Genomic DNA, 25,196 nt, shown 5'->3' on the forward strand with positions numbered 1-25,196 from the left:
AATTGAATAGTCTTATATAACGTGTAGCTTTGGCGACCATGCTTTGAGTTCTTTTTCTGCCGCTTTGTAATCGGGGAAAATACTTGCGACTACCGCCCAAAACTTTGCAGAATGATTCATTTCTTTCAAGTGTGCCAGCTCATGACAAACCACGTAATTGATAATGTGAGGTGGCGCTTGCAATAAGCGCCAGTTTAGCCGAATCTCTTTTCTTGAATTGCAACTTCCCCAGCGTGAGCGTGCGTTTGACAGAAATAATGGGGGCGTAGGCACACCTAATTTAGTCGCGAAAAGTGATAAGCGTCTTGAAAAATCAGTGAGTGCTTGTTTTTTATACCACTGCAGTACTTTTCTCTCTATCACCCTTGGTTCATCGTGATTAGGCATCGCTAGTGCTAAAAATCCAGGGGTATATTCAACTGCTCTTGAGCGAATATCTGGTTTTGTCACAAGGATAATTGGGTTGCCCAGTAGTAACAGTTGATTACCATCTTGCCACTGCATCGGTTGTTGTTGATTCGCGCTGCGAGCTTCTAGTTTTTTAAGAATCCAATCCGCTTTCAGTACAATCAGGCTTTCTAAATATGATTGTACGATGCGCTTGGGCGCGTGTATCACCAAGCCATCTTGTGTGATTTTTAGACCAACGGTGCGGCGCTGCCTACGTTCTAGTGTATAGTGAATTTGCTCGCCAGACGGCAACTTAATGGTGTGGCTCATGCGTTAAGCGTTGCCATTTCAGATTCTATCCAATGTTCAACTTGGCTATTTAATGCGTCAGTTTTTACATCGGTGGTTTGAATCGGTTTGCCAATGTGTATCTGAATCACGCCTGGTTTTTTGATAAAAGAGTTTTTAGCCCAGAACTCGCCTGCATTATGAGCCACTGGCACTACCTGCGTTTGCGTATGGCTTGCAAGCCATGCACCACCAATGTGGTATTTGCCACGTTCACCTGGTGCTTTACGTGTACCTTCAGGAAAAATCACGACCCATAAGCCTTTTTCTAATCTTGCTTTACCTTTTGCGACGAGCTTTTTGAGCGCTTCGCGGCCTGCGCTACGATCAATCGCAATCGGTGATGACATGGCTAAGCCCCAGCCGAATATTGGAATCCACAGTAGTTCACGTTTAAGTACGTAAACTTGGGTAGGGAAAATCGCCTGAAAAGCTAGGGTTTCCCAAGCTGACTGATGTTTTGCCAAAATAATGCTCGGGGTGGTGGGGATGTTCTCTAACCCTTTAATTTCATGGCGAATATTACAAGTAATGCGCAGCCACCAAATCATGCTACGCGCCCAGCCTGAGATGAGAGTATTACGTGTTACAGGGTGTAGCGGCATTGAAAGCAATGCAATGAATGTAAAAATTGGCGCAGTAATAATCTGCCCGAGTAAAAATAACGTGGAGCGTAACAGTAGCATGGTTTAAGTGTTTTCTGAAATGATATGTTGCACTGCTTCGCTCAGATCTGCAAAAACGAGGGTGTTGGCAGGTAAGTCATTAGATTTTAACGTATCCTCGCCTTTACCTGTGCGTACCAAAATTGGCTGACAGCCTGCATTGGCAAATGCTTGCAAGTCTCTGAGAGCATCACCAATACCAATGACTTGGCTAAGATCGACAGAGAAACGTTTGCCAATTTCCTTAATCATGCCAGTTTTTGGTTTGCGGCAATTGCAGTTGTCATCAGCGGAGTGAGGGCAATAAAATACCGCATCAATACGTCCGCCTATCATGAGCAGTTCGCGGTGCATTTTGTCATGAATGCTATTGAGGGTTGCCATGTCGAACAAACCACGGCTAACCCCTGATTGGTTAGTTGCAACGACCACCCTAAACCCAGATTGATTCAATAGCGCGATGGCCTCGAGGCTGCCGGGGATTGCAATCCACTCATTAGGGTTTTTAATGAAATTGGCGGAGTCTTGATTAATGACGCCGTCGCGATCAAGGATGACAAGTTTCATATTTACTTACACTCCGTCATTCCCGCGTAGGCGGGAATCTAGGTAATTCAAAAATCTAGTATTCTTACAGTAATCTATCATTCCTGTACTTCACTTTGACTGGATTCCCACCTATCACGTGAGAATAATGCATTTTAATGCATATATTCCACGGGGATGACCTTTACGGTTACGCGGGAATGACGATTCGGAAAATATAGTGATTAACTGGCCAGTTTAGACAAATCTGCAACGCGGTTCATGGTTTGATGCAATGTCGCTAATAAACCTAAGCGGTTTGCTTTTAGTGCCGCATCTTCTGCATTCACCATCACGTTGTCGAAGAAATCGTCGACAGGCGCTTTTAATGCCGCCAGTGCTTTTAATGAGTTGGTGTAGTCGCCAGTTTCAAACTGTTTGTCTGCTTCTGGTTTTACTGATAGCAGTGCGTTATTTAATGCAATTTCCGCAGGCTCTTGTAACAAGCTTATATTTACTTGCGCTTGAATCTCACCTTCCACTTTTTTCAGTATATTGCTGACGCGTTTGTTGGCTGCCGCTAATGCAGGGGCTTCGGCAAGCTCAGCGAATGTGCGTACAGCAGTAAGACGTTGCGGAATCTCACTGAGTAGGGCAGGGTCGAGTGAAAGCACTGCGTCTACTTCTTGAGCTGTCGCGCCATTTTCACGCAAATTAACGCTTAAACGGTCAAAACAAAATTCTTTGATGGCTTGTACGGTTGCTGCGGTATTGGCTGCATCATGCTCAAATGCTGAAAGCACATCTTGAATCAGTGGCTCAAAGGCTAACGATAGTTTGCCCTCAATCAGCATGCGGATGATACCCAACGCTTGCCTACGCAAAGCAAATGGGTCTTTATCGCCAGTAGGTTTTTCGCCAATGCTAAATAAACCAACTAATGTTTCAAGTTTATCTGCCAATGCAACGGTGATGCCTACTTGATTGCGAGGTAAGTCATCGCCCGCAAAGCGTGGTTTGTAATGGTCTTCAATCGCAAAGGCGACTTCGTCATCTAAGCCTTCATGTTGTGCGTAGTAGCGCCCCATAATGCCTTGCAGTTCAGGGAATTCGCCTACCATGTCAGTAATTAAGTCAGTTTTTGCCAATTGTGCGGCTAGACCTGCTTTTGCTGTTAAATCAGCACCCCCCAGTTGTTTGCCGATAGCAATAGCAATAGCACTTACGCGCTCAGCACGCTGACCTTGTGAGCCTAGTTTGTTGTGGTAAACCACTTTTTCTAAGCTGGTGATGCGTGATTCCAGTGTCTTTTTGCGGTCTTGGTCAAAAAAGAACTTGGCATCGGCTAAGCGTGGGCGTACCACGCGCTCGTTACCGCCAATCACTGCAGATGGGTCGGCAGGGTAAATGTTCGACACAATTAAGAACTTATTCGTTAATTTGTCATTGCTGTCTAATAATGGGAAGTACTTTTGATTCGCCTTCATGGTAAGAATCAAACACTCTTGCGGTACTTCTAAATAGATTTCTTCAAACTGACCAAGCAGCACATTTGGACGCTCTACCAATGCAGTCACTTCATCCAGTAATGCATCATCGTCAATTGGTTTAAGGCCTTCTTTAGCGGCCGCTGTCGTGAGTTGGCGTACGATTTCAGCACGACGCTCAGAAAAGCTGGCAATCACTGCGCCTTCTGTTTTAAGTTGTTCTGCGTAGCTGTCTGCGTTTTTAATCACAACATTGGCTGATGCCGCCTCAAAGCGGTGGCCTTGTGTTTGATTGCTTGCATTTAGGCCTAGTACGCTAGTAGCGATGACATCACTGCCATGTAGTGCGATTAAGCCATGTGCTGGGCGTACAAAGTTAACGCTACTCCAGCCATCTGCCAGTTGGTAAGTCATGACTTTAGGAATAGGTAGTTTCTGTATGGCTTCTTCAATGGCTTTTTGTAAACCATCGTTAAGCACAGCACCTTTTTGCGTCACTTCTAAAAACAAGGCTTCGTTTTTGCCATCCATTTGCTTGGTTAGCTGTGAAACTGCGGCTTCGTCTAAGCCCATGCCGTTTAAGCGTTTAATCAGGGCAGGGGTAGCGTTACCGTTGGCATCTAAACCTACGCTCACTGGCATGAGTTTTTGCGAGATTTGTTTATCTTTAGCTTGTGCCTCAATCGCGGTAATATGCGCTGCCAAACGGCGCGGTGTTGCAAAAGAAGTCACTGCGGAACTTTCGGTAGATAAGCCCTGTGATTTCAATGTTTCAAACAAAGTGCTACTGAATGCATCGCCCAGTTTTTTCAGTGCTTTTGGCGGCAGCTCTTCTACAAATAATTCTACAAGTAAGTTTTGTTGTGACATGATTTAAGCAACCTTCTTATCTTTTTCTTGTTTTTCTTTATCAAGCTTGGCTAGCACTTCATCTGCCCAATCTTTTGGCGCCATCGGGAAGCCAAGTCTTGCACGGCTATCTAGGTAGCTGGCAGCAACTGAACGTGCTAAGTTGCGAATGCGGCCAATATAGCCAGCGCGCTCAGTCACAGAAATCGCACCGCGAGCATCAAGTAAGTTAAAAGTATGGGCTGCTTTGAGCACTTGCTCATAAGCAGGTAGCGCTAATTGGTTTTCCATCAAGTGCTTAGCTTGTTTTTCATGCGCATTAAAGGCGGTAAACAAGAAATCAGCATCGGAGTGCTCAAAGTTGTAAGCACTTTGTTCTTGTTCGTTTTGTAGGTACACATCGCCATAGCTTAAGGCTTTACCATTTGAATCCACGGTCCAAGTCAGGTTGTACACATTGTCCACGCCTTGTAGGTACATGGCTAAACGTTCTAAACCATAAGTAATTTCACCAGTAATTGGTTTACAGTCAATTCCGCCAACTTGTTGGAAATAAGTAAACTGCGTGACTTCCATGCCGTTTAGCCAAACTTCCCAGCCTAAGCCCCATGCGCCTAACGTTGGGTTTTCCCAGTCATCCTCCACAAAGCGGATGTCATTCTGGTTTAAGTCAAAACCTAGCGCTTCTAATGAGCCTAGGTACAGCTCCAAAATGTCTGCTGGTGCTGGTTTTAATACCACCTGAAATTGGTAGTAATGTTGTAAACGGTTTGGGTTTTCGCCATAACGACCATCTTTAGGACGACGGCTTGGTTGTACGTAAGCGGCTTTCCAAGGCTCTGGGCCTAACGAGCGTAAAAAGGTGGCAGTGTGCGAGGTGCCAGCGCCAACTTCCATGTCGTAAGATTGCAGAAGCGCACAGCCTTTGTCGCTCCAGTATTTTTGTAGGGTGAGAATAATCTCTTGAAATGTTAAAGCCATGATGTGTTTGTTGAAATTGGCGAAAAGTGCAATTTTACTTGGTTTTGTAATCTTGCAATAGGTTTTATCTTAATGGCGCTCTGTTACGTTGCCATATGAACAACAATAAGCCGAAGCATATGGTCAGAAACAGCCAGTTTCCCCAGTATACATAAGGGGTTGTGCCCGTGTAGCCTTGCGCGTATCCATTGAGTGAAGTTTGCACAAAGTGCGGTGCGTGCGCAGATAGGTAGCCTTTTGGGTCGATAATTGCGGTGGCGCCCGTATTGGTGGCGCGTAACATCATGCGGCCAGTTTCAAGTGCGCGTGCTTGAGAAAACTGCAAGTGCTGGTCTGCCGCGTAAGATTCACCATACCATGCGTCGTTACTGACGTTCACTAATAACGAGGCCATTGGTAGCTGGCGAATGATTTCTTCACCAAATACATCCTCGTAACAAATGTTGACTGCTACTTTTTCGCCAGCAACAGGCATGGGGTGCTGATATCGGTCGCCGCGCGATAAGTCACTTAATGGCATATTGAGCCAATCTCGATATATCCAGCCAAATGCCACTTTAAGTGGAATAAACTCACCAAATGGTACAAGATGCGATTTACGATAAGTGTATGTGCCAGCGTTGCTGTAGCTGAGTACGCTATTAAAGTATTCACCATTTTCACGTTCAACCATACCAACCAGAACATCTCCTTGGTTCTTGTGTGCATGGGCAAGTAGCCTAGTTTTTAAGTCATCAGGAATCTGACTGGCAAGCACAGGCAATGCGGTTTCTGGCAGTACAATTAATTTTGCATCGCTGTTTTCTACCATGGCAAGGTATTGCTGCATGGTGTACTCAGCAGTTTCTGGCGCCCATTTTAGGCTTTGTTCAACGTTGCCTTGTAATAGGCTGACACTCAAGGGTTTATCGGTAGGTGTTGTCCATTCAATCTGTTTTAACAAATAGCCTGATAGTATTACTAATAACACTGCACCAATTGCTTTGCCTTGCCAGACTTTTCTGTTTTGTTGGTTTGCCAGTAAATACCCAATAATGCTGGCGATAAGTGCGGTGAGTAGCGTGACTCCATACACGCCGATAATCGGCATATAGCCTGCTAACGGGCTTGTTGGTACTTGGCTGTAGCCTATCGTCAACCATGGGAACCCTGTAAATATCCAGCTTCTTACCCAATCGGCTAATGCCCAAAACACAGGAATGGCAATGATGAGCAAGACTGGCTGTTGTTTGCACATTTTTTTGCTCAATAATCCGACAATGCCAGGGAATAGAGCCAAAAATGAAGCTAATACAAATGTTGAGAATGCTGCCATCACGCTAGGCATGCCGCCATAGGTATGCAGGCTAATGTAAATCCAATAAATACCAACGCCAAATAAGCCTAAGCCATAAGTAAAGCCTACGATAGCAGATGATTTTGGTGAGTCACTTATTACAATAAAGTAGATAACACCAATTAGCGCCAATATGCTGGCTGGGTAAAAATAAAAAGGGGCAAAACCTAGCACGCTAAAAGCGCCTAATGACAGAAGTGCGGCAGTTTTTAATAATGAGTTTGAGATAAGTAATTGCATGTTGCGAATTGTAGCTTGTTACAGCTAGAGATAACAAAAATTAACATTTAAGTGATGTTTAAAAGTAGCTTATGTTGACATGTTGATTAGATAAAGCATATATTTCCTTCGCTAGTAAAATTTTTTAAACTAATCATACTCATTTAAACATGAGGCATGAATTTATTAACTTGATGACATGGAGAAGTGCATGAGTATTGCGTCGGAATTTAAACAGTTTGCTTTAAAAGGCAATGTCATGGATTTAGCGGTAGGTGTCATCATTGGCGCTGCGTTCGGAAAGATTGTCGATTCTTTAGTGGGCGATATCATTATGCCGCTTATTGGAAAAATAGTGGGTAACGTCGATTTTAGTAATATGTTTATTGCTTTAGCGGCAGTCCCAGAAGGTAACGCAGGCACTTATGCGGCATTAAAACAAGCAGGTGTGCCGATGCTAGCCTATGGTAATTTTTTAACGATAGTGATTAACTTTATTATCTTGGCATTTGTTATTTTTATGCTGGTTAAGCAGATGAATCGTATGAAAAAGGCAGAACCAGCGCCAGCACCTGCACCAACTGCTGAAGATATTATTTTGTTGCGTGAAATTCGTGATGCTTTGAAAAAATAGAAATCAATACTAATTGAATATTCAAATAAAAAGCGCCACAAGTGGCGCTTTTTATTTGATGAAACTCTACTGTTTCAATGGCACTTCATATTGCTGGGTAGCTTCAGGGCCTTCACTACCATCATTCTTTAAAAACGCAACCATCACGACTTTGTCATCAATAAAGTCTAATTCAGTTGTTTCATAATATGAGCCATCTGCCGCGGTATTAATAAAGTGATATAACCAAATAGAGGCCACAATTTTGCCCGTGCCCTTTACTTTTACATCGTCTGCTTTAGCTGGCTCACCAAACTGCTCAATGATTTGTGCTTTTGTAAACTGATTGATTGACTTTACAAAGTCCTGTTCCATTGTTGGTATCACAGTTGTTGCACTTGCCACTTCCTCTGCCACTGCTGTTTGTATCAAGAACGATTGCGCAATAAACAGCCAAACAAATACTAAGTATTTCATAACGAGCTCCAGTAAAATTGGACTAGGGGATTTAAATTCATCACAACATGAAACTATGAAATAAATCTTAGTACTTAGTTCCCTATGTGGTTAATTTTAAATGGAATGTTTTGGCCTGAATTTAGTGTTTATTGAGTAACGCTGGCGCTAACGGGCTCTAAAATGGCTGATACTAAAATGCTGTGAAGACGGCGGCTGTCTGCACGCAAAACTTTGACATGAATGCCGTTAAAACTTACTTCTTCATTGCGTTTTGGTAGGTGGCCGAACTTGCTGACAACTAAACCGCCAATCGTCGAAAACTCTTCGTCGCTGAACGATGTGCCGATAATTTCATTAAAATCTGCAATTTCTGTCAGTGCCTTTACGCGGAACTGACCATCTGCATTTTGAATAATATTGTCCTCATCTTCATCGTAGTCGTACTCATCTTCGATGTCGCCGACAATTTGTTCGAGTACATCTTCAATGGTGACCATGCCTGCTACACCACCGTATTCATCTACTACAATCGCGATATGGTTGCGGCTACTACGAAATTCTTTAAGTAGCACGTTTAAACGTTTAGCTTCAGGAATAAATACTGCTGGGCGTAGCATGTCACGTACTTCAAAGTCATCACCTGCGTAGTAACGTAGTAAGTCTTTTGCAAGCAAAATGCCGATCACATCGTTTTTATTGCCCTCTATCACAGGAAAGCGTGAGTGAGCAGTTTCAATGACATTGGGGATAAAGACTTCAGGAGGGTCGGTGATGTCGATGACATCCATCTGTGAGCGCGGGATCATAATGTCGCGCACTTGCATTTCACTTACTTGCAGCACACCCTCAATCATGGCGAGAGAATCCGCGTCCATTAGGCTGTTTTCGTAGGCGCTGTGTAATAGTCCCACAAGCTGTTCGCGGTCTTCAGGTTCCCGCAATAAAAAATGGCTTAAGCGTTCTAATAAACTGGGTTTTTCCGAGTCGGTTGCCATTAGTTGGCGTCCTATGTAATGAGATAGGGTGAAGCATACCCTAATTTCGTGACAATTGCAGTCTCTAAGCCTTCCATTAGTTCGGCTTGAGGGTCGGTTTCATGGTCATAACCATGTAAATGAAGAATGCCGTGTACTGTTAAATGCGCAAAGTGGGCATCAAGACTTTTTTGTTGCGCTTTAGCTTCAGCTTCAACTACTGGCGCGCAAATAATGATGTCACCCATCAAATGAGGGTCTTCGGTGAGGGGGAATGTCAGCACATTGGTGGCGTAATCTTTGCCACGATAGGTGTTGTTGAGCAGCTTGCCTTCTTCAGCATCCACAATGCGGATTGTGACTTCGGTATCTACTCTTAGGGCAGCTTTTGCCCACTTGCGAAATTGGCTAGCAGTTGGAAGATTGCTAGCCTCGCTTGCATATTGAATGGTGGCGGCTAATTTAGGCATATAGTAAGCTTAATCATTCTTCGATTGTAAATCTGTGCCATCGGTGTACGGAAACTTCACATGTCCATAACGCACCACTAAAATAGCCAATGCAATCAATAATATTGAGCTCGAAAGCGCGAACATCGTCATTGCGTCTAGCTCTTTAATATCAAGTACCAAGAATCGAGCCAACGCGATAATGCCAATATATAGCGGATATCTCACAGGTAGCTTTCCAGCAGTTAGGTAATGGCTAAGCATGGACATTACTTCAAGATATAAGAATAACAGTAGCAAGTCGCCCACGTGGATGCTACGGGCATCCCAAATATTGATAATTGCCTGAAGCACACCCAGTATGGTGGCGAGGCCAATCACAATCAATACTACTTGCTCAACTGCACTCAAACCCTTTTGCATGATTTTGCTATATTTATTAGGTGTCATTTTTTATCCCAAAATTACCTGTAGTTGCATATTGTTTTTTTTAATTATACCTTGCCAAATACTTAGCCAAGTATCACCAGATTTTCTAGGCATCATACCGTATTACTCTCTACGTTGAGATTCGTATTCTTCATAGGCATTCACGATTTTCTGTACCAGCGGGTGGCGGACGACATCACCAGACAAGAAGTGCGTCATTGCAATGCCTTTGATATCTTTTAATACTTTTTGCGCCTCTACTAAGCCACTTTTCTGATGGCGTTGTAAGTCAATTTGGGTGACATCACCAGTAATCACTGCTTTAGTGCCAAAGCCGATACGAGTTAAAAACATTTTCATCTGTTCTGGTGTTGTATTTTGCGCTTCATCCAAAATAATAAAGCTTTGATTTAACGTGCGTCCTCGCATGTAGGCTAAAGGGGCCACTTCAATTGCACCGCGCTCAAACATTTTGTTCACTGTATCGTAGCCAGCTAAGTCATATAACGCATCGTATAGTGGGCGCAAGTAGGGGTCTACTTTTTGGTTTAAATCGCCAGGTAAAAAGCCTAGGCGTTCACCAGCTTCAACCGCTGGGCGCACTAACACAATCCGTTTAACGCGGTCACGGGTCATGGCATCTACTGCACAGGCAACTGCTAGGTAAGTTTTACCGGTACCTGCCGGCCCAATACCAAACGTAATGTCATGGTCTTGTATTTGCTGAAGATAAGCCACTTGGCGTGGCGTACGGCCATGTAAATCGCCACGTCTTGTCATCAGTACTGGCATAGCGGTTGTGGCAACGTCTTCAGGTTTTAGCTTGTCTATTTCGACTAGACCTAGTTGAATATCTTCGAGCTCAATCGGTTTTTTTGCACGGCTGTAGAAGTTTTCAATTAGTTGAGCGGCAAGCCGAACGTTATCAAGCTTGCCACTGAAGTTAAATGTGCTGCCACGGCGATTAATGTTTACCTCAAGCGCAGTTTCTATTTGTTTGATGTTTTCATCAAGCGGCCCGCAGAGGTTAGCAAGACGAACATTATCTTCAGGAGTTAAAGTAATTTCCATGGTTATACGATCTCGCCAATTAAGCGTCTTGGGTTAGAAACGTCGGTAATTTTCACATTCACAAACTGATGAATCAAGTTTGCATCACCTGCGATATCGACCACTCGGTTATTATCTGTCTTGCCAGCTAGTAAGCTAGTATCTTTCCATGATGCACCTTCAATCAGCACGCGTTGTGTGGTGCCTAGCATAGCCTCGGAAATAGCTTTAGCTTGCGCTTCGTTAATTGCTTGCAGCTTGTCTAAACGTGCCAATTTTGTTTCTTGTGAGGTGTCGTCTTTTAAAAACGAAGCAGGTGTACCAGGGCGAGGGCTGTACAAAAAGCTAAAGCTTGCGTCAAACCCTACATCCTGCATGAGTTTTACTGTCGCTTCAAAGTCCGCTTCTGATTCACCAGGAAAGCCAATAATAAAGTCAGACGTAAACGTTAAGTTAGGATTGGCAGTTTTAAGTTTTCGGATAATCGACTTGAATTGCAATGCAGTGTAGTTACGTTTCATCGCCATCAGAATACGATCGCTGCCAGCCTGTACTGGTAAGTGTAATTGCGTAGCAAGTTTTGGTACGGTGGCAAAACAGTTAATCAAGCGCTCATTCATTTCGTTAGGATGGCTGGTAGTAAAGCGAATGCGCTCAATTTGCGGGATTTCGGCAATCGTTTCAATTAACATAGCCAAGTCAGCCTCCACACCATCATATTCTGTGCGGTAAGCATTGACGTTTTGGCCTAGTAACGTAATTTCTTTTACGCCTTGCTCTGTCAGTTGCACTGCTTCGGTCAGAATGTCTGCAAATGGCCGAGAGACTTCTTCCCCGCGTGTGTAGGGCACAACGCAGAAGCTACAGTATTTGCTACAGCCTTCCATAATGCTTAAAAACGCACTTACACCTTCCACGCGCGGTGGTGGCAAGTGGTCAAATTTTTCAATTTCAGGAAAACTGATATCTACTTGAGACGTACCGCTTGCTTGCTTGTTTTTAATCATCTCTGGCAGGCGGTGTAAGGTTTGCGGACCAAATACAACATCTACGTATGGTGCGCGTTTGATGATGTTGTCGCCTTCTTGTGACGCCACGCATCCGCCCACACCAATCACTAGGTTTGGATTTTTCTCTTTAAGTGGAATAAAGCGACCAAGGTGGCTAAACACTTTATCTTCTGCTTTTTCGCGCACAGAGCAAGTGTTCAGCAAAATCACATCTGCATCATCAGGGGTCAGTGTTTCTACCATGCCATCTGACGCAGACAACATATCTGCCATCCGAGATGAATCGTACTCGTTCATCTGGCAGCCGAAGGTCTTAATAAAAACTTTTTTAGGTGTATTCAAGGCGTTATCGTCAAAGCGTAAAACATGATTTTAACGTATTTGCTCACTTGCCTCACGCAAAGTTGTTGACTACAAGGTAAAATGATTAACTTAATGAATAATTAGCTATTTAAAACATGCAAGCACTCCCAATTTTTATCAATATCACTAATCGGTTATGTATTGTGATTGGCGGCGGCGATGTCGCTACGCGCAAAGTCAGCATGTTGTTAAAAGCCAACGCTGCCATCACTTTAGTGTCACCAGAAATCTGTCATGAGTTACAAGCGTTGGTCGATGACGGGAAAATTAAATGCATTCAATCCAACTATCACAAGCAGCAGCTTGAGGGCGCATGTTTGGTCGTCGCTGCGACGGATGATATGACGGTTAACGAAGCAGTCTCCAAAGACTCAAAGGTGCTAGGCATTCCTGTTAACGTGGTTGATGCTCCGGATTTGTGTACGTTTACGATGGGCTCTATTATCGAGCGTAGCCCAGTCGTGATTGCCGTTTCTAGTGAGGGCAATGCCCCTGTATTGGCGCGTTATATCCGCACTAAAATTGAAACCATGCTACCTGCTGGTTATGGCCGTATCGCGGGTATCGCTGGCGAGTTTCGCGATAAAGTAAAGGCAAAATTTACCACCACGCAAGCTCGCCGCCGATTCTGGGAAGATGTACTACAAGGCCCGTTAGTTGAGCGTGTTTTATCAGGCCAAGAACAATCAGCGCGTACTTTGTTGCAAGACTTAATTGATCAAGAAAACGTCACCACGAATAAAGGCGAGGTGTTCTTGGTTGGTGGCGGCCCAGGTGATCCTGATTTGTTAACATTCAGGGCGTTACGCTTGATGCAGCAGTGTGATGTCTGTGTCTATGATAAGTTGGTGAGCCCAGAAGTGATGGAATTGGTGCGCCGTGATGCGGAGCTGATTTACGTAGGTAAATCGCGTGACCAGCATACGCTTCCGCAAGAGGAAATTAATGCTTTGCTTGCTAAGCTAGCATTGCAAGGTAAACGCGTACTTCGTTTAAAAGGTGGCGACCCATTTATATTTGGTCGTGGCGGCGAAGAAATTGAAACGCTGATGGAGCATGGTGTTCCATTTCAGGTAGTACCAGGCATTACCGCTGCGAATGGTGTTTCTAGCTATGCTGGAATTCCGCTGACGCACCGAGACTACGCACAAGCTTGTTTGTTTATTACTGGGCACTTAAAAGATGGTAGTCTAGATTTGGATTGGGAAGCGATGGCTAGACCAAGACAAACTGTTGTCATTTACATGGGTTTAGTTGGCTTGGCGCAAATCTGCGAGCAACTAATTAAGCACGGTGTTTCTCCTGATATGCCGGTTGCCGTGGTGCAGCAGGGCACAACGCAACGCCAAAAGGTTGTGACAGCAACACTGGCAGACCTATTTGAAAAAGTGACTGAAGCGGGGTTAAAACCGCCATGCCTCACGATTATTGGTGAAGTGGTACATCTGCGTGAGAAGTTGGCTTGGTTTGAGCCTGGCGTATAGCTGCTTTATTAACAGAGAATTTTGTTAACTGTCTATCTAATCAAATGGTTAGTTGATTAATTATTAGCTTGGCATGTAAGTGATTTTTGTTGTATGTTAGTTTTTAATCGGGATGCTGAGGCGAGCTTCTAAGCCTCCTTCTGGCCGGTTGATCAGCTCTAACTTGCCATGATGTAGTTTAGCAATACGGTCTGCAATCGCTAGCCCTAAGCCGCTACCCCCGGCATTGCTGCGTGCAGTATCAAGCCGCTCAAATGGGCGCAATATTTTTTCTAAATGGGTTTCTGGAATACCCGGCCCATTATCAAAAACGCTAATCACAATACAGTCTGCGAGGATTTGGCTGCTTACGCGTACTTGTCCGCCCCCATAGTTATAAGCATTGCCAACGAGATTGTCTAGCAGGCGTTGCATAGCAAGCGGTTTAATTGGTACTTTATAAGTGGGTGCTAATTGGATGACTAAATCTCGTCCTGCCCGTTCTTGTCTATCATGTAATCCTTGCAGCAAAGTATTGATATCGACCATCAATGTTGGCTCACCCTCCGTGCCGCGAACAAAGTCTAAGAACTGATGGATAATGTTATCCATGTCTGCAATATCCTGCACCATGCCAGACTTCAGGTAGCCACAATCTTTCTCCGGTAGCATTTCTACCGCAAGGCGCAGTCGCGCTAGGGGTGTGCGAATGTCGTGAGAGACACCAGCAAGAATCAGTGTTCTTTCCGCGTCTAGCTCTGCTAGTGATTCCGCCATTTTGTTAAAAGTAGTGCTTACTTCACGTAACTCCGTCACGCTATCTTCGGGGAGTTTATCAGGGCGCTGGCCTTTACGTAGTTTATCGGCTGCGCTTACTAGTAAATTAAGCGGCTTGTTAATGCGTGCGGCTAGTACATAGCCACCAGCTAGAGATAAACTCAATACTAGGCCAATCCAACCCAGCCATTGCCAAGGAAATGAGCGCTCTACGTGTACGTTTGGGATGACCACCCAAAAGTCATCTTGATCAATGCCAAAACTAACCCATAACCCATCTATGCCATAATGATTGGTTGTAATAATGGTTTGTACACCTAAGCGTTCACGTATTTTATCAGCGACCATATTAATAAATGGGTCGTCTGGCAGTGGAGCAATTTCTTCCATGAAGTCTGCATAATAAATACGCACACCTTCTTTTCCGGTTAATTCTGAAAGTAATGCTAAACGAAGGTTTTCTTGAGATGCAATTAAAGATGCACGCGTATAGTTAACAACAGTGACTGCTTGTAATGCCGTTGCCTGCGCGCGCGGCTCTCGTTCAAAGTATTCAAAAATCTTTAAAGATGCAAACTGACCTATCGCTAAAAGCAGAGCGATGAGCAGCATAATTCTTGAGAGTAGTTTTTTTGGTAAAAGACGCAAGGGTATTGGCTTTGGTAATAAAATTGAGCATTAAATCAGGCAATCCAAGGCATGCAAGAAAGCCTGTTGCCTTGTTTTCGACTAATTATCGGCTTCGCCATCCGGTATAAATACGTAGCCAAATCCCCACATGGTTTGCAAATAGCGAGGGTGAGCAGGATCAGGCTCAATTAGCTTGCGTAAACGCGATACTTGTACGTCAATGCTGCGATCATAAACATCCAGTTCACGTCCGCGCGCTAGTTGCATCAGTCTGTCGCGTGATAAAGGTTGGCGCGGGTGATCCACAAAAACTTTTAGCAATGCAAATTCGCCACTGGTAATCGCAATCGCAGTCCCTTGGCGGCTCAGTGAGCGTGTGGCTGCGTTGAACACAAAGTCGCCAATCGTAATGTTCTCTGCAGCATTCGCAGGTGCGCTAGGCACTAAACGCTCATGTCTGCGCATCACCGCATTGATACGTGCTAATAATTCTCTTGGGTTAAATGGTTTTGGCAAATAGTCATCAGCACCCATTTCCAGGCCGATAATTCGATCTACCTCGTCGCCACGCGCTGTTAGCATCACGATCGGCATCATGGTTGCACTGCCACGCATTCTGCGGCAAATGGATAATCCATCCTCGCCTGGCAACATTAAATCTAGCACTAATAAATCAATAGCATCGCTGTTTAGAATACTATCCATCTCTTTAGCGTCATTTGCAGTTTTGACGGTAAAGCCTTGTTCTGTGAGATAGCGTTGCAACAGTTCACGTAAACGCACATCGTCATCTACGACTAAGATTTTTTTATTTTGGTCTGCCATGATTATGTTTAAACCTTAATTTTTAATAAAATGATATTGAATGTTATTCAAAACAATATTATTTTCAATAACTGTAAAGTGTATGCTAAATTTATATTTATATTCAATATTATGTGATTAAACTTTAAAATTTATTGATTGTCACATGTCACAGATTGTAAAAATTTACAATTTCTTACAATTTCATCGTTAAATGAAACATTCAATTAACAAACGTGCTTCATGATAATGCAACTTAAATTGTAATGCTCAACATTGGAACCTTGATTCTTTGGATTTGATCTTGCTAAACAATATGTCATCGACCAAGTATGCGTGCCTAGTTTTATGCATGGGATTAAGCTTTTCGTTAAGCCTAAATGCTGAAAATAGAAATAGTTTGTCAGCAACCGCTGACAAATCAAAGCGCGTGGTAGAAGATGAACGTTTTGCTGAGGATGACGGCAGAAGCGATGGTTACCAAAAAACGCTTAATTTAAACTTCAGTCCAGAGCGTAGAGAAATGTTGCGTAAGGCGCTTGAAGAGTATGCGCGCTCTATTGATCCGAGTCATGATCAAATTGAAGAGCGCAGACGTGCAATGCAAGAAAGCATTGAGGCACGTTTTTTTGAGGCAGATACCAATAATAACAGCACAATAGACCGGCAAGAGGCGACAGAAAAGCTGCCGCAGATCGCAAGACATTTCAACAGTGTTGATACCAATCAGGATGGCGTCATCTCATTAAATGAGCTAGTTGAGGCGCAAGCAAGAATCCTAGAGCGCCGCAGAGCGGCAGAAGCTGCAATTCAGTTGGAAAAGCAGAAAAGAATGATTGAGGCGGAAGCGCTAGAAGAAGCTAAAGCCAAAAACAAGCAAGCAACCAATATACCGAAAAAGAAGTCACTGTAGCGTTAATTGGTTTCAGTCTTTAACCCACTTCTAGTGTTCGCCGACTATCAGCTGACACTCATGCAGTAATCTATATCCTCAGTTTTTAATTTAGTCTTTATACCTTTGCACTATGCATTCGTGCATAATAAGTATCAATGATTAATCAATCCGGTGTTTTTGTATGGCGTTAAGGCTCGAAGTTGCTGAGAGCATAGCCAATATTCCTGCTGATGCATGGGATGTATTGGCGGGAGGTGTGCCACTACTTAGCCATGCTTTTTTAAGTGCTTTTGAAACGTCAAGTTCTGTAGGCGCTGGTACTGGCTGGCAACCTTGCTTTTTGCTGTTGTACGATGATACCCAACTAATAGGCGCTATGCCGCTATACGTTAAATACCATTCTTATGGTGAGTACAGAATGTTGTGTCGTATACTTTGAAATGTCCAAGTAAAACAATGTCAAAAAAAACTCATGAATACAACAAGAAATCAAAAAAATAATTTGGTTAGAAATACTTGGACAAAAAATAGTGTATTTATAAATACTAAATATAATTCTTATGGAAAGCAGATTTTAGGAAAAGTTGAAATCAACTTTTCAAAACTGAATGTTCAGCGAGGTGGATTTTTAGAGCAAGTTATAAGAGATTTACCTAGTCCGATACATCCATTAATCGCAAGGACTTTTTCAAGTTCACTAGATTTTATAACGTCAGATATTACTATCTCTTCAAAATTAAGTACTTTAGTATCTAGTCTTAACTATTCAGATATTTGGTTGATATATCAACATATAGAAATATATATCAAAACAAAGAATTACAAAGATCCCTACGCTTTATACATTAAAGCTGTACAACCATTTAAAGGTTGCCACTCTACCTTATCAAATGGGCAACTGGTAAGGGATATTCAGTTTAGAACTTCATTTAAATATAATTCAAAAGACACTAGAAAATTAATTAGCGAAAGATATGACGAGGGAATTAATGACTCTGAAATGGCTTACCCTCTTTCATTAATCTTAAATGACAGTAAAGATGACCTTGAACAAAAGAGTGTTAAGCATCTTCAAACACGTCTGGATAGATTATCTGATGTATGCATCGAGGTAATTCAAAGTCATCTTGAAAACGTATCGAAAATTAAGGCATTTAAAAATGAGTCTCTTAGATCGAAATACACATCCGAAAGAATTAAAACGATAGTTTCGAAATATGAAAGCCTTAAAGACAAGAAATTTAGAGTTCCAGAAGCTGATAAGTTAAGTTTATATTTGTCATTGATTGAGGAATATGAGCTTTATAAACATCAAGAGTTAGAGTTTAAATATTCGTTTTCTGACTTAAATTATATTCATGACGACGAGTTTAATAGACTACATCTAAAACCTGTAGACTTTTTGTTAAGTGATTATTATCTTCCGCGTAATGTTGTATTTGCATGTTTATTAATATTACTAATTGAAACAGGATGGAATCCATCAACTTTACTAACTTTGACCAAGGATCGAATTGATACAAGTCTAGTTAATAAAATCAAAGTGGTGGGTATCAAGACAAAAACAGATCAAATACAAGAATATCTTATAGATAAAAATATTAAAGGTGCTGCAGAGTCATGGCCTTACAAATGCGTTCATTTGCTTTTAGATAACTTCAATAATATTGAAAGATTTTCCACTGGACAATTAAACTCAATTTTTTTATGTAAATTGAATAGAACCGGGCTTATTTCGAATGTTTTTGAATCAATATCACATATTGAAAGAGATATCGAAGTTTTCTGTAATTATTCAAAAATCCCCATTTTCAAACTTAAAGATATTCGTGATCAAAAAATCAATCTTGAGTATATGAAGTCTGGGAAGAATCCATATACTGCTATGGTTTTGCTAGGACATAAAGATTTAAGCACTACATCATCTTACTTGAATACAAATATTTTAAGAGTTCTAAGTGAGGCGAATATTAACGAATTCATGCGAAGATTGGGCGATACAATTTTATTTGCAGGTGGAATTGTTGCTAATGGTGATGACTGTACGATTAATGAAAAATTACTATTCCCAGTTAGTTCTTACAGCGATAAATCAATAGCAGATGAGTGGATCAATAGCATTGGTAAACTAAAAATTATTATAGGTCGGCCTGAAATTGAGCATTGTGCAATGCAAATGCAATATTACAAAGAATCTATTCCAAACTTAAAAGACTCAAATAAAGAAAGATTTTTAGAGTTCCACATCCCACGTATTTTGTTTTGTATTGCGATGTATAAGTTCATTCTTGAGAGTGAGTATAGAGGTGTCTTAAGAGCTATAGAAAGGAGCTTGAACAATGGCTAGGGTTCCTCACAAGCATATTGAAAACAATTTCATCGATACAAGCTCGCAATTTGATGAAAAATGGCAATCGGTACTTAAGCACGAAAAGTATATTTCGGACTGGAATGATAATCTAATTATTATTGACACATCGCACCATCAAGAAAGTCAAAAAAAATTAAAGACTATAGATTTGAATAATATCTCTTTAGCTGTTCATGGCAAAAGAAGTATTCACTCTTCTAATATGATGATGTCTGAATTTTCAAATTTATGTGACTTAACAAAACTTTCTATAAATGCAGCTCTTTTCCGATATGAAAAGGGAAAACTATCTGATGCTATCGGGAGACAATTTAGTTTAATACAAAAAGTTTTTATTTGGATGGTTAGAAAAGGGGTGTATAAATTTTCAGATTTAACTTCAGATGATTTCAGAGAGCTCGGATTAGAACTATCAAGAGTAGGTTGGTGGGGCGTTCTTGACTATGACGAAGCATTTAAGATGCTACTTGAAAAAGTTAAATTAAATCCAGATTTACTAAGCAGTTTATTAGGATTAGGTAAGGCTAAATGGTCATCAATTAATTATGAGTTTTTAAAAAGTGAAATTGGTTTGCCATTTCCAGCTACTCAAATACCAATGTATTTTAGAGATGGCTTATCTGAATTACTAGATGACAAAAGACCTAATCCAAAAGGCTCTGGCTTCAAAGTGGGTAATAGCAAAGACTCACTAATTGATAGCTTTTCAGGTATTAATTTATTAGCGCTACATCCCAAAGTTTTTGACAACATCTCATTTTTACCATTTCCCTTCGCTAGTAGAGCTGCTAAGAAGCTAAAACACAATTCAATTTCAAATCGAACCAAAACAATCTCACTACCAGATGCGATCAGTTTATTTAAAGAAGCCACAAAGTGGGTTTATATTTTATCTCCAGGAATATTAAAACTTGCTAAGTCTACAAGAGATCTGATTGAACAACTCTCAAATGAATATGGGTACGATAGTACTGATAACGAGTGGAGTAAATCACAAAAATTAAACACTATCGTCAAAAAATCAATTGAAGAAAACTATAGAGATTTAAAAAATCATTACGATTTCCCATATGAGTCTTTAAGTGCCATACAGGGGCAAAATTCTCTTAAAGGTTTGATACATACATTACAAACATCTCTGTTTATCCTTATTGCAGTTAATCATGGTAGAAGGCTAAATGAAGTAGTTGGTAAAGATCTTCCATATGGACTTTATAAAGGGTGCATAAGTGACTATGGATTTGAAATTCCTAATCATACTATTGAAATTTATATAGAAAAAACAGTACAAAATTTCGCTGACTTCTTTTGTAACCAGGTTGTCGTTGACTGCGTCAATCTATTGGAAAAGCTATATGACTTGCTGAGTCCGTTTGAAGCACAAAATAAAATTCATCCAGAAAATATAATTGATAAACGAAAACAAAAGCTATTTAAATTAAGAAGTTTTTCTATTGCAGGGTTTCAAAGTGATCTAGAAAATTATGATTTTAGCGAAAACTCCAAAGAGTTTTTCAGATTGGCGTCTGTAGAACAAAGTGCTATTAATAATCGTGCGCACCCTTTCCGTAGGTTATTTGCGCTTTTGTACATGAACAGATTTGATCATCCTGAACTTTTAGCTCTCCAAAATCATTTAAGACATATTAGTCCTGAATCTACTCATATTTATGTTTCTCCTGGAAATGGTGAGTTGTCTTACCAAGCTAGTTGCGAGATTGAGGCATTAGCAAATAGAGAGAACACAGAGCTCGGCTTGGAAGTTAATAAAGCATCAGCAGAATATTTGAAAAATAAAGTTTTAGACATCCTGGATGGCCAACTTGTAGGAGGTTATTTTCCCAGATTGGTCAGTAAGTTAATTACAAGGTTAAATTTAGATGCAGAATTTTCAGAAAAAACCTTAGAGGACAAAACTCAAGAGGTTACTGAAAAAATTATAGGTAGGGGTTTTATGCCACTACCAATGAGCAGTGGTGTTTGTATGATTGGCAGTTCAAAACATACACTCAAAATTGCTTCATGCTATGAGAATAACAAGCTAAATCCTTCAAAAGCATCACCAGAAACCTGTTCGAAGTGCGTTAATCATTTATATCCAATAAATACTTCAATACTACTTGACAATGAAATTGAATGTCTCTTATCAAGTAGTAAGGATACTCGGATTCCATTACACATAAGAAATGAACAAGTAAAAGAAGCAAATAGTTTAGCAAAAATAAAAGAGCTAGAAATGAATATAGCTAAAGATAACAAAACGATTTTTGACAACTTTGCGGAGTCATGGAGAAAGAATTTAGAAGGATGTTATGAATAGTAATCATATTTCTGGTCAAAACAGAGAAAAGTCACGAGCAAACATTGAGCACAAAATTAACATACTTAAAAAGTGGTCAAGTGATGGCATACCAATTAAATTAGATAATAATGGTTCTGAGGTACGAGATAAGACTGGAGAGTTGGAGTTTGAGTGGGTTCCTCTTTCAATTTTAGATTTTTCTAAATGGGATGGGTCACAAAACTCATCAATATGTGTTGAATTGATAGGGCAATTTAAAACCGTTAGTAGAGAAACACTTAATAAGGATTACAACAGTGATTTGAGATCTTTATTATTAAATACATTAAAACTTGTTAAAGCTAGACTAGTTCAACAAACTGAGCACTCAAACAAGCTAGGTACAATACAAAAGTTAAACCTAGATTTAAAATACTGGGAATTATTAGCTAAAACTATGGCTACAGATATAGCTCAATTAAAACTTAAGAATAGTGAAACAGAAGGAAAAGTAAAGAAACTCCAGAGGGCTCTCGATAATAATAAAGACGAAACACAAAAATTGATCCAAGCTAAAGAGGAGAGGATACAGTCTCTACTTGCATCACTTAATAAAATTACTAAGTTTAGTGCTCTAAAAAAAGAATGATTGAAGATATTAGTTATGTAGTGCCGAATACTAAAGTAGTTTCAGATTTAAGAAGAAGCTACAAAATCACTTTGATTTGGGGTCAGATAAATGAAGAGTATAAGGTTCCGATTTTTTATGACCATAAGATGACTTTGGCAGCACCGTTTGTAGACTACTGCATATATTTAGCTAAAGATAAAATTGCAGTTCATACTAAACAGCAAGCATATAAATCCTTTATTGAGCCATTATCAACTGCTATCTCAAATTTCTTGGAATTTTTACGAGTTCAAAATATAGATTGGAAGCTCGTAGATGACTCAATTCTGTCTAACTATCTTAACTGGAGTCTTGAAAAAACAGTTTTAAATAGCAGAAGTAGAAACAAGTTAGCGGCAAGTCGAACTGCAAATGACAAGCTTATAAAAATATACGATTTTTATTTTTGGGCGCAAAATCATGCTTTGCTTTTAAGTGATTCAATCGGCTGGAATAACGAAAGAATCAGATCATCACTAGGTAAAGGGCAGAGTGATAAAGTTCAAATCTCACATAGAGATTCATACCCATTGTGTTTTAGAGGTGTTGGAAAAGGATCTAGAGTTAGAGAATCAAAGTATTTGTCAGACAATCAAATAGATAAAGTTGTAGATGAGTTGCTAAGTAATAAGTCTAGTTATTTAAGGAGTAGAAACTTATTAATTTTTAGGATAGCTGAATCAGTTGGTTTTCGCCGAGAAAGTATAGCAAGCTTAAAAAAAGATCAATTTAATATAAACTCCATAAATCGTGCTGTTGAAAGTGACACTAAGTTTTTAGTTGTTCCATCTAAGCAGAAGTTTGGATATCAAAATTCTTTCCAATTTCCAATTGCGCTTGCTCTTAAAATTTCAAAGTATTGCGAAAATGAAAGAAGCCAACTCTTAGCTAAACTAAGTATTGATGAGAAAGTAGCGAATAATGCAGTTTTTCTGTCCGAAACAACTGGTGCACCTATAAAAGCAACAACAATTACGCATGTTATAGGTTCAGCAATAAAAAAGGAAGTTCCAAGTAAAGGTATGGGCCCCCATGCTTTGAGGGATACTTTTACTACTAATCGTATGGCTAAGGAAATATCTTCACGTAAAAGAAATAAATTTTCTTTGGCCCCAGAAGACTTAGCATTAGTATTGGCTGCAGAATTGGGACATAAATCAATTACAAGTCAGGCACCATACACCAGTGCCATGAAGCTTGTAAGTGAATTTGATATTGAGCAAACTCAATCAATAAAAATTCTTGAGCTACAAATGGAGAACGATAGGATCAAACTTGAGTTGCAAAATTTAAAAGCTAAATAGCTAAAAAATACTAAATTACATTATAAGTATATTGAAATGAGGGTGATTAAGTGTTCTAGTTCAGACCTGATCTGACGGTTACCGAATTTTAGGGTACCTGTCAGATTAGATTTGGTTTAGATTTTTCCCATCCCCAATCAATTTCCCACTAAGTTAAATTTTCGATTGGCGTTCTGCCATTGCAAACTTTTCCCTGATGAGTTTGTTCATCGATCTACATATGTTAAGCATTTAAAGGTGAGTTTTTTCGGGTTTGTGGTGAGACTTTTCGTGGTTATGGTGATACTTTTCGGAATGGATTAGTAATATATGCTTAAAGAATAGGCATTTTCTCCCAAAAACTCTCATTATTTCTCGATTTAACTAGTCTATGCACCGAATTTTCTCACCTTTAGATTAGTTGAGCTGACTTTGACTCCCCCAAAGCTCACCTTTAGTCCAGTTTATATCGTCTTAGCTCCGAATCTTCTCACCTTTAAATCTAAATTAATCAATTTTTTGGATGCTGATTCACACTTAATAGGTTTCTATCCGTCAGCTAAATCCCTTGAATTCAACCGGTCGATGCAACACACTAGAAACTGCGTAAGCAGAAGGAGTGTTGCAAATGAAACAACGTCCGAGAATCTATTACACTGATACACAAAAGGCTTTAATGTGGGATCGCTGGCAAAAAGGTGAATCTCTCCAGCAGATTGCCCAGTTATTTGATCGAAACCACTCCTCTATACAACGTATTCTTTCTGAGACTGGCGGTATACGACCGCCTCAGCGGTCTCGATCCAAATTAGCACTGACTTTAGCGGACCGCGAAGAGATTTCGCGGGGTCTGGCAACCGGTCAATCGATTCGTTCTATCGCTAAGCTTCTCGGGCGCCATCCTTCGACCATTAGCCGAGAGATTAAACGCAACGGTGGATCTAAATATTACCGCTCTAGTCAGGCTGACCAAGCCACTTGGGACAGAGCCAATCGCCCCAAGACCTGTAAATTGGTGGAGAATAAAGCTTTGGCGAACCTCGTGGCAAGCAAGCTTCAGTTGCTGTGGTCGCCACAACAGATTGCTGGTTGGCTAAAACAGACTTATCTAGATAACGAGAGCTATCAGGTGTCCCACGAGACTATTTATCGCAGCCTTTTTATCCAAGCCCGCGGGGCCTTGAAGAAGGAGCTGGTGCAGCATTTACGGCGTACGCGAATGATGCGCCGTTCACGTCATCACACTCAGAAGAATGATATTCACGGTAGGATTTTAGACACAGTATCAATTAGAGAGCGGCCAGCCGAGATAGAGGATCGTGCGGTACCAGGCCACTGGGAAGGGGATCTGTTGTTTGGGGATACTCATAGTCAGATAGCTACTCTTGTTGAACGCCAGACGCGCTATGTGATGTTGGTAAAGGTCGCTGGCAAAGATACTGAAACTGTCGTCAATGCACTCATCAAGCACGCACAGAAATTACCGCAGCAACTTTATCAATCGTTAACTTGGGACCGGGGTAAGGAAATGGCAGCCCATAAGCGCTTTACCTTGGCAACCAATGTTCAGGTTTACTTCTGCGATCCTCAGCACCCTTGGCAACGTGGGTCCAATGAAAATACGAATGGTCTATTAAGACAATACTTTCCAAAGGGAATGAGTTTGGCCAGCTACTCACAAGCCAAACTCAATGCAGTAGCGAGAAAGTTAAATGAACGTCCAAGAAAAACACTAAACTACCAAACACCGGCAGAAAGATTTGCCCAATCTGTTGCATCGACCGGTTGAATTCAAGCCACAAAGCTGACACTCAGCTGATACACACTAGTATCCTCAATTTACACAAAACCTAATAGCCTCTACATATGTGCAAT

The 25,196-nt window shown here is 41.0% G+C and carries 23 protein-coding genes; 9 read left to right on the forward strand and 14 right to left on the reverse strand.

Going from position 1 to position 25,196, the window contains the following annotated elements:
* Window positions 1-12: 12 nt before the first annotated feature.
* The 6 genes from A391_RS0103870 to lnt all read right to left on the reverse strand — a co-directional run bounded on the left by A391_RS0103870 (window position 13) and on the right by lnt (window position 6,821).
* The gene (locus tag A391_RS0103870; protein ID WP_019897478.1) at window positions 13-720 is read right to left on the reverse strand and encodes a M48 family metallopeptidase; all 708 of its coding nucleotides are present in this window, start codon (window positions 718-720) and stop codon (window positions 13-15) included.
* Entirely contained in the window at window positions 717-1,424 is a 708-nt protein-coding gene (locus A391_RS0103875) for a lysophospholipid acyltransferase family protein (RefSeq protein WP_019897479.1), read from the reverse strand. The genes A391_RS0103870 and A391_RS0103875 overlap by 4 nt, the downstream gene beginning before the upstream one ends.
* A 3-nt stretch (window positions 1,425-1,427) precedes the next feature.
* Complete coding sequence (gene gmhB / locus A391_RS0103880; RefSeq protein ID WP_019897480.1) at window positions 1,428-1,970, reverse strand: D-glycero-beta-D-manno-heptose 1,7-bisphosphate 7-phosphatase; 543 nt, start codon at window positions 1,968-1,970, stop codon at window positions 1,428-1,430.
* A gap of 203 nt (window positions 1,971-2,173) precedes the next feature.
* A complete protein-coding gene (gene glyS / locus A391_RS0103885; RefSeq protein WP_019897481.1) occupies window positions 2,174-4,285 on the reverse strand; it encodes a glycine--tRNA ligase subunit beta in 2,112 nt (703 codons plus the stop codon).
* A gap of 3 nt (window positions 4,286-4,288) precedes the next feature.
* The gene (glyQ, locus tag A391_RS0103890) at window positions 4,289-5,245 is read right to left on the reverse strand and encodes a glycine--tRNA ligase subunit alpha (RefSeq protein ID WP_019897482.1); all 957 of its coding nucleotides are present in this window, start codon (window positions 5,243-5,245) and stop codon (window positions 4,289-4,291) included.
* A gap of 64 nt (window positions 5,246-5,309) precedes the next feature.
* Window positions 5,310-6,821 carry an apolipoprotein N-acyltransferase gene (gene lnt, locus A391_RS0103895; RefSeq protein ID WP_019897483.1) on the reverse strand — a complete coding sequence of 504 codons (1,512 nt, stop codon included), beginning with the start codon at window positions 6,819-6,821 and terminating at the stop codon, window positions 5,310-5,312.
* Between the two features lie 190 nt (window positions 6,822-7,011).
* Between lnt and mscL the strand changes: the two genes are divergently transcribed.
* Window positions 7,012-7,434: a large conductance mechanosensitive channel protein MscL gene (gene mscL, locus A391_RS0103900; protein WP_019897484.1), complete on the forward strand. Its 423-nt coding sequence runs from the start codon at window positions 7,012-7,014 to the stop codon at window positions 7,432-7,434.
* Between the two features lie 66 nt (window positions 7,435-7,500).
* Here mscL and A391_RS0103905 read toward each other — a convergent pair whose 3' ends face one another.
* The 6 genes from A391_RS0103905 to miaB form a co-directional block, all read right to left on the reverse strand.
* Entirely contained in the window at window positions 7,501-7,890 is a 390-nt protein-coding gene (locus tag A391_RS0103905) for a hypothetical protein (protein ID WP_019897485.1), read from the reverse strand.
* Between the two features lie 128 nt (window positions 7,891-8,018).
* Window positions 8,019-8,867 carry an HlyC/CorC family transporter gene (locus tag A391_RS0103910; protein WP_019897486.1) on the reverse strand — a complete coding sequence of 283 codons (849 nt, stop codon included), beginning with the start codon at window positions 8,865-8,867 and terminating at the stop codon, window positions 8,019-8,021.
* Between the two features lie 11 nt (window positions 8,868-8,878).
* Window positions 8,879-9,316: an rRNA maturation RNase YbeY gene (ybeY, locus tag A391_RS0103915; protein ID WP_019897488.1), complete on the reverse strand. Its 438-nt coding sequence runs from the start codon at window positions 9,314-9,316 to the stop codon at window positions 8,879-8,881.
* 9 nt (window positions 9,317-9,325) lie between these two features.
* Window positions 9,326-9,745, reverse strand: coding sequence for a phosphate-starvation-inducible protein PsiE (locus A391_RS0103920; RefSeq protein WP_019897489.1), 420 nt, complete (start codon window positions 9,743-9,745; stop codon window positions 9,326-9,328).
* 102 nt (window positions 9,746-9,847) lie between these two features.
* Window positions 9,848-10,795 (reverse strand): PhoH family protein, encoded by a 948-nt coding sequence (locus tag A391_RS0103925; protein ID WP_019897490.1) that lies wholly within the window; start codon window positions 10,793-10,795, stop codon window positions 9,848-9,850.
* Between the two features lie 2 nt (window positions 10,796-10,797).
* Complete coding sequence (miaB, locus tag A391_RS0103930; RefSeq protein WP_019897493.1) at window positions 10,798-12,126, reverse strand: tRNA (N6-isopentenyl adenosine(37)-C2)-methylthiotransferase MiaB; 1,329 nt, start codon at window positions 12,124-12,126, stop codon at window positions 10,798-10,800.
* 116 nt (window positions 12,127-12,242) lie between these two features.
* Here miaB and cysG point away from each other — a divergent pair, with 116 nt between their 5' ends.
* Window positions 12,243-13,631: a siroheme synthase CysG gene (gene cysG / locus A391_RS0103935; RefSeq protein WP_019897494.1), complete on the forward strand. Its 1,389-nt coding sequence runs from the start codon at window positions 12,243-12,245 to the stop codon at window positions 13,629-13,631.
* A gap of 96 nt (window positions 13,632-13,727) precedes the next feature.
* On the opposite strand, the gene A391_RS0103940 is transcribed toward cysG, so the two are convergent.
* Both A391_RS0103940 and ompR read right to left on the reverse strand, forming a co-directional pair.
* A complete protein-coding gene (locus tag A391_RS0103940; RefSeq protein ID WP_019897495.1) occupies window positions 13,728-15,035 on the reverse strand; it encodes a sensor histidine kinase in 1,308 nt (435 codons plus the stop codon).
* Window positions 15,036-15,116: 81 nt separating this feature from the next.
* Window positions 15,117-15,842, reverse strand: a complete 726-nt coding sequence (gene ompR, locus A391_RS0103945) for a two-component system response regulator OmpR (RefSeq protein WP_019897496.1) — start codon at window positions 15,840-15,842, stop codon at window positions 15,117-15,119.
* Between the two features lie 331 nt (window positions 15,843-16,173).
* On the opposite strand from ompR, the gene A391_RS0103950 reads away from it, so the two are divergent.
* The 7 genes from A391_RS0103950 to A391_RS0103980 all read left to right on the forward strand — a co-directional run bounded on the left by A391_RS0103950 (window position 16,174) and on the right by A391_RS0103980 (window position 25,110).
* The gene (locus tag A391_RS0103950) at window positions 16,174-16,734 is read left to right on the forward strand and encodes a hypothetical protein (protein WP_019897497.1); all 561 of its coding nucleotides are present in this window, start codon (window positions 16,174-16,176) and stop codon (window positions 16,732-16,734) included.
* 163 nt (window positions 16,735-16,897) lie between these two features.
* Window positions 16,898-17,155 carry a peptidogalycan biosysnthesis protein gene (locus A391_RS0103955; protein ID WP_019897499.1) on the forward strand — a complete coding sequence of 86 codons (258 nt, stop codon included), beginning with the start codon at window positions 16,898-16,900 and terminating at the stop codon, window positions 17,153-17,155.
* 33 nt (window positions 17,156-17,188) lie between these two features.
* Complete coding sequence (locus A391_RS0103960) at window positions 17,189-19,063, forward strand: hypothetical protein (protein ID WP_019897500.1); 1,875 nt, start codon at window positions 17,189-17,191, stop codon at window positions 19,061-19,063.
* Entirely contained in the window at window positions 19,056-21,407 is a 2,352-nt protein-coding gene (locus A391_RS0103965) for a hypothetical protein (RefSeq protein WP_019897501.1), read from the forward strand. Before A391_RS0103960 ends, A391_RS0103965 begins: the two co-directional genes overlap by 8 nt.
* Window positions 21,400-22,017 carry a hypothetical protein gene (locus A391_RS0103970; RefSeq protein WP_019897502.1) on the forward strand — a complete coding sequence of 206 codons (618 nt, stop codon included), beginning with the start codon at window positions 21,400-21,402 and terminating at the stop codon, window positions 22,015-22,017. Before A391_RS0103965 ends, A391_RS0103970 begins: the two co-directional genes overlap by 8 nt.
* A complete protein-coding gene (locus A391_RS0103975) occupies window positions 22,014-23,342 on the forward strand; it encodes a site-specific integrase (protein WP_019897504.1) in 1,329 nt (442 codons plus the stop codon). The genes A391_RS0103970 and A391_RS0103975 overlap by 4 nt, the downstream gene beginning before the upstream one ends.
* A 607-nt stretch (window positions 23,343-23,949) precedes the next feature.
* Window positions 23,950-25,110 carry an IS30 family transposase gene (locus A391_RS0103980; RefSeq protein WP_019897506.1) on the forward strand — a complete coding sequence of 387 codons (1,161 nt, stop codon included), beginning with the start codon at window positions 23,950-23,952 and terminating at the stop codon, window positions 25,108-25,110.
* The last annotated feature ends 86 nt before the right edge of the window (window positions 25,111-25,196 follow it).

The organism is Methylotenera mobilis 13 (assembly GCF_000384255.1).
Classification (GTDB): Bacteria; Pseudomonadota; Gammaproteobacteria; order Burkholderiales; family Methylophilaceae; genus Methylotenera; species Methylotenera mobilis_B.

Bases quoted from the DNA above. Each gene is read 5' to 3' on its own strand.
- glyS (WP_019897481.1), bottom strand. From the start codon at position 4,285: ATGTCACAACAAAACTTACTTGTAGAATTATTTGTAGAAGAGCTGCCG.
- lnt (WP_019897483.1), bottom strand. From the start codon at position 6,821: ATGCAATTACTTATCTCAAACTCATTATTAAAAACTGCCGCACTTCTG.
- ybeY (WP_019897488.1), bottom strand. From the start codon at position 9,316: ATGCCTAAATTAGCCGCCACCATTCAATATGCAAGCGAGGCTAGCAAT.
- glyQ (WP_019897482.1), bottom strand. From the start codon at position 5,245: ATGGCTTTAACATTTCAAGAGATTATTCTCACCCTACAAAAATACTGG.
- cysG (WP_019897494.1), top strand. From the start codon at position 12,243: ATGCAAGCACTCCCAATTTTTATCAATATCACTAATCGGTTATGTATT.
- A391_RS0103960 (WP_019897500.1), top strand. From the start codon at position 17,189: ATGAATACAACAAGAAATCAAAAAAATAATTTGGTTAGAAATACTTGG.
- A391_RS0103980 (WP_019897506.1), top strand. From the start codon at position 23,950: ATGAAACAACGTCCGAGAATCTATTACACTGATACACAAAAGGCTTTA.
- A391_RS0103910 (WP_019897486.1), bottom strand. From the start codon at position 8,867: ATGGCAACCGACTCGGAAAAACCCAGTTTATTAGAACGCTTAAGCCAT.
- ompR (WP_019897496.1), bottom strand. From the start codon at position 15,842: ATGGCAGACCAAAATAAAAAAATCTTAGTCGTAGATGACGATGTGCGT.
- mscL (WP_019897484.1), top strand. From the start codon at position 7,012: ATGAGTATTGCGTCGGAATTTAAACAGTTTGCTTTAAAAGGCAATGTC.
- A391_RS0103965 (WP_019897501.1), top strand. From the start codon at position 19,056: ATGGCTAGGGTTCCTCACAAGCATATTGAAAACAATTTCATCGATACA.
- A391_RS0103920 (WP_019897489.1), bottom strand. From the start codon at position 9,745: ATGACACCTAATAAATATAGCAAAATCATGCAAAAGGGTTTGAGTGCA.
- A391_RS0103950 (WP_019897497.1), top strand. From the start codon at position 16,174: ATGGGATTAAGCTTTTCGTTAAGCCTAAATGCTGAAAATAGAAATAGT.
- A391_RS0103955 (WP_019897499.1), top strand. From the start codon at position 16,898: ATGGCGTTAAGGCTCGAAGTTGCTGAGAGCATAGCCAATATTCCTGCT.
- A391_RS0103905 (WP_019897485.1), bottom strand. From the start codon at position 7,890: ATGAAATACTTAGTATTTGTTTGGCTGTTTATTGCGCAATCGTTCTTG.
- A391_RS0103975 (WP_019897504.1), top strand. From the start codon at position 22,014: ATGATTGAAGATATTAGTTATGTAGTGCCGAATACTAAAGTAGTTTCA.
- A391_RS0103925 (WP_019897490.1), bottom strand. From the start codon at position 10,795: ATGGAAATTACTTTAACTCCTGAAGATAATGTTCGTCTTGCTAACCTC.
- A391_RS0103970 (WP_019897502.1), top strand. From the start codon at position 21,400: ATGAATAGTAATCATATTTCTGGTCAAAACAGAGAAAAGTCACGAGCA.
- A391_RS0103875 (WP_019897479.1), bottom strand. From the start codon at position 1,424: ATGCTACTGTTACGCTCCACGTTATTTTTACTCGGGCAGATTATTACT.
- gmhB (WP_019897480.1), bottom strand. From the start codon at position 1,970: ATGAAACTTGTCATCCTTGATCGCGACGGCGTCATTAATCAAGACTCC.
- A391_RS0103870 (WP_019897478.1), bottom strand. From the start codon at position 720: ATGAGCCACACCATTAAGTTGCCGTCTGGCGAGCAAATTCACTATACA.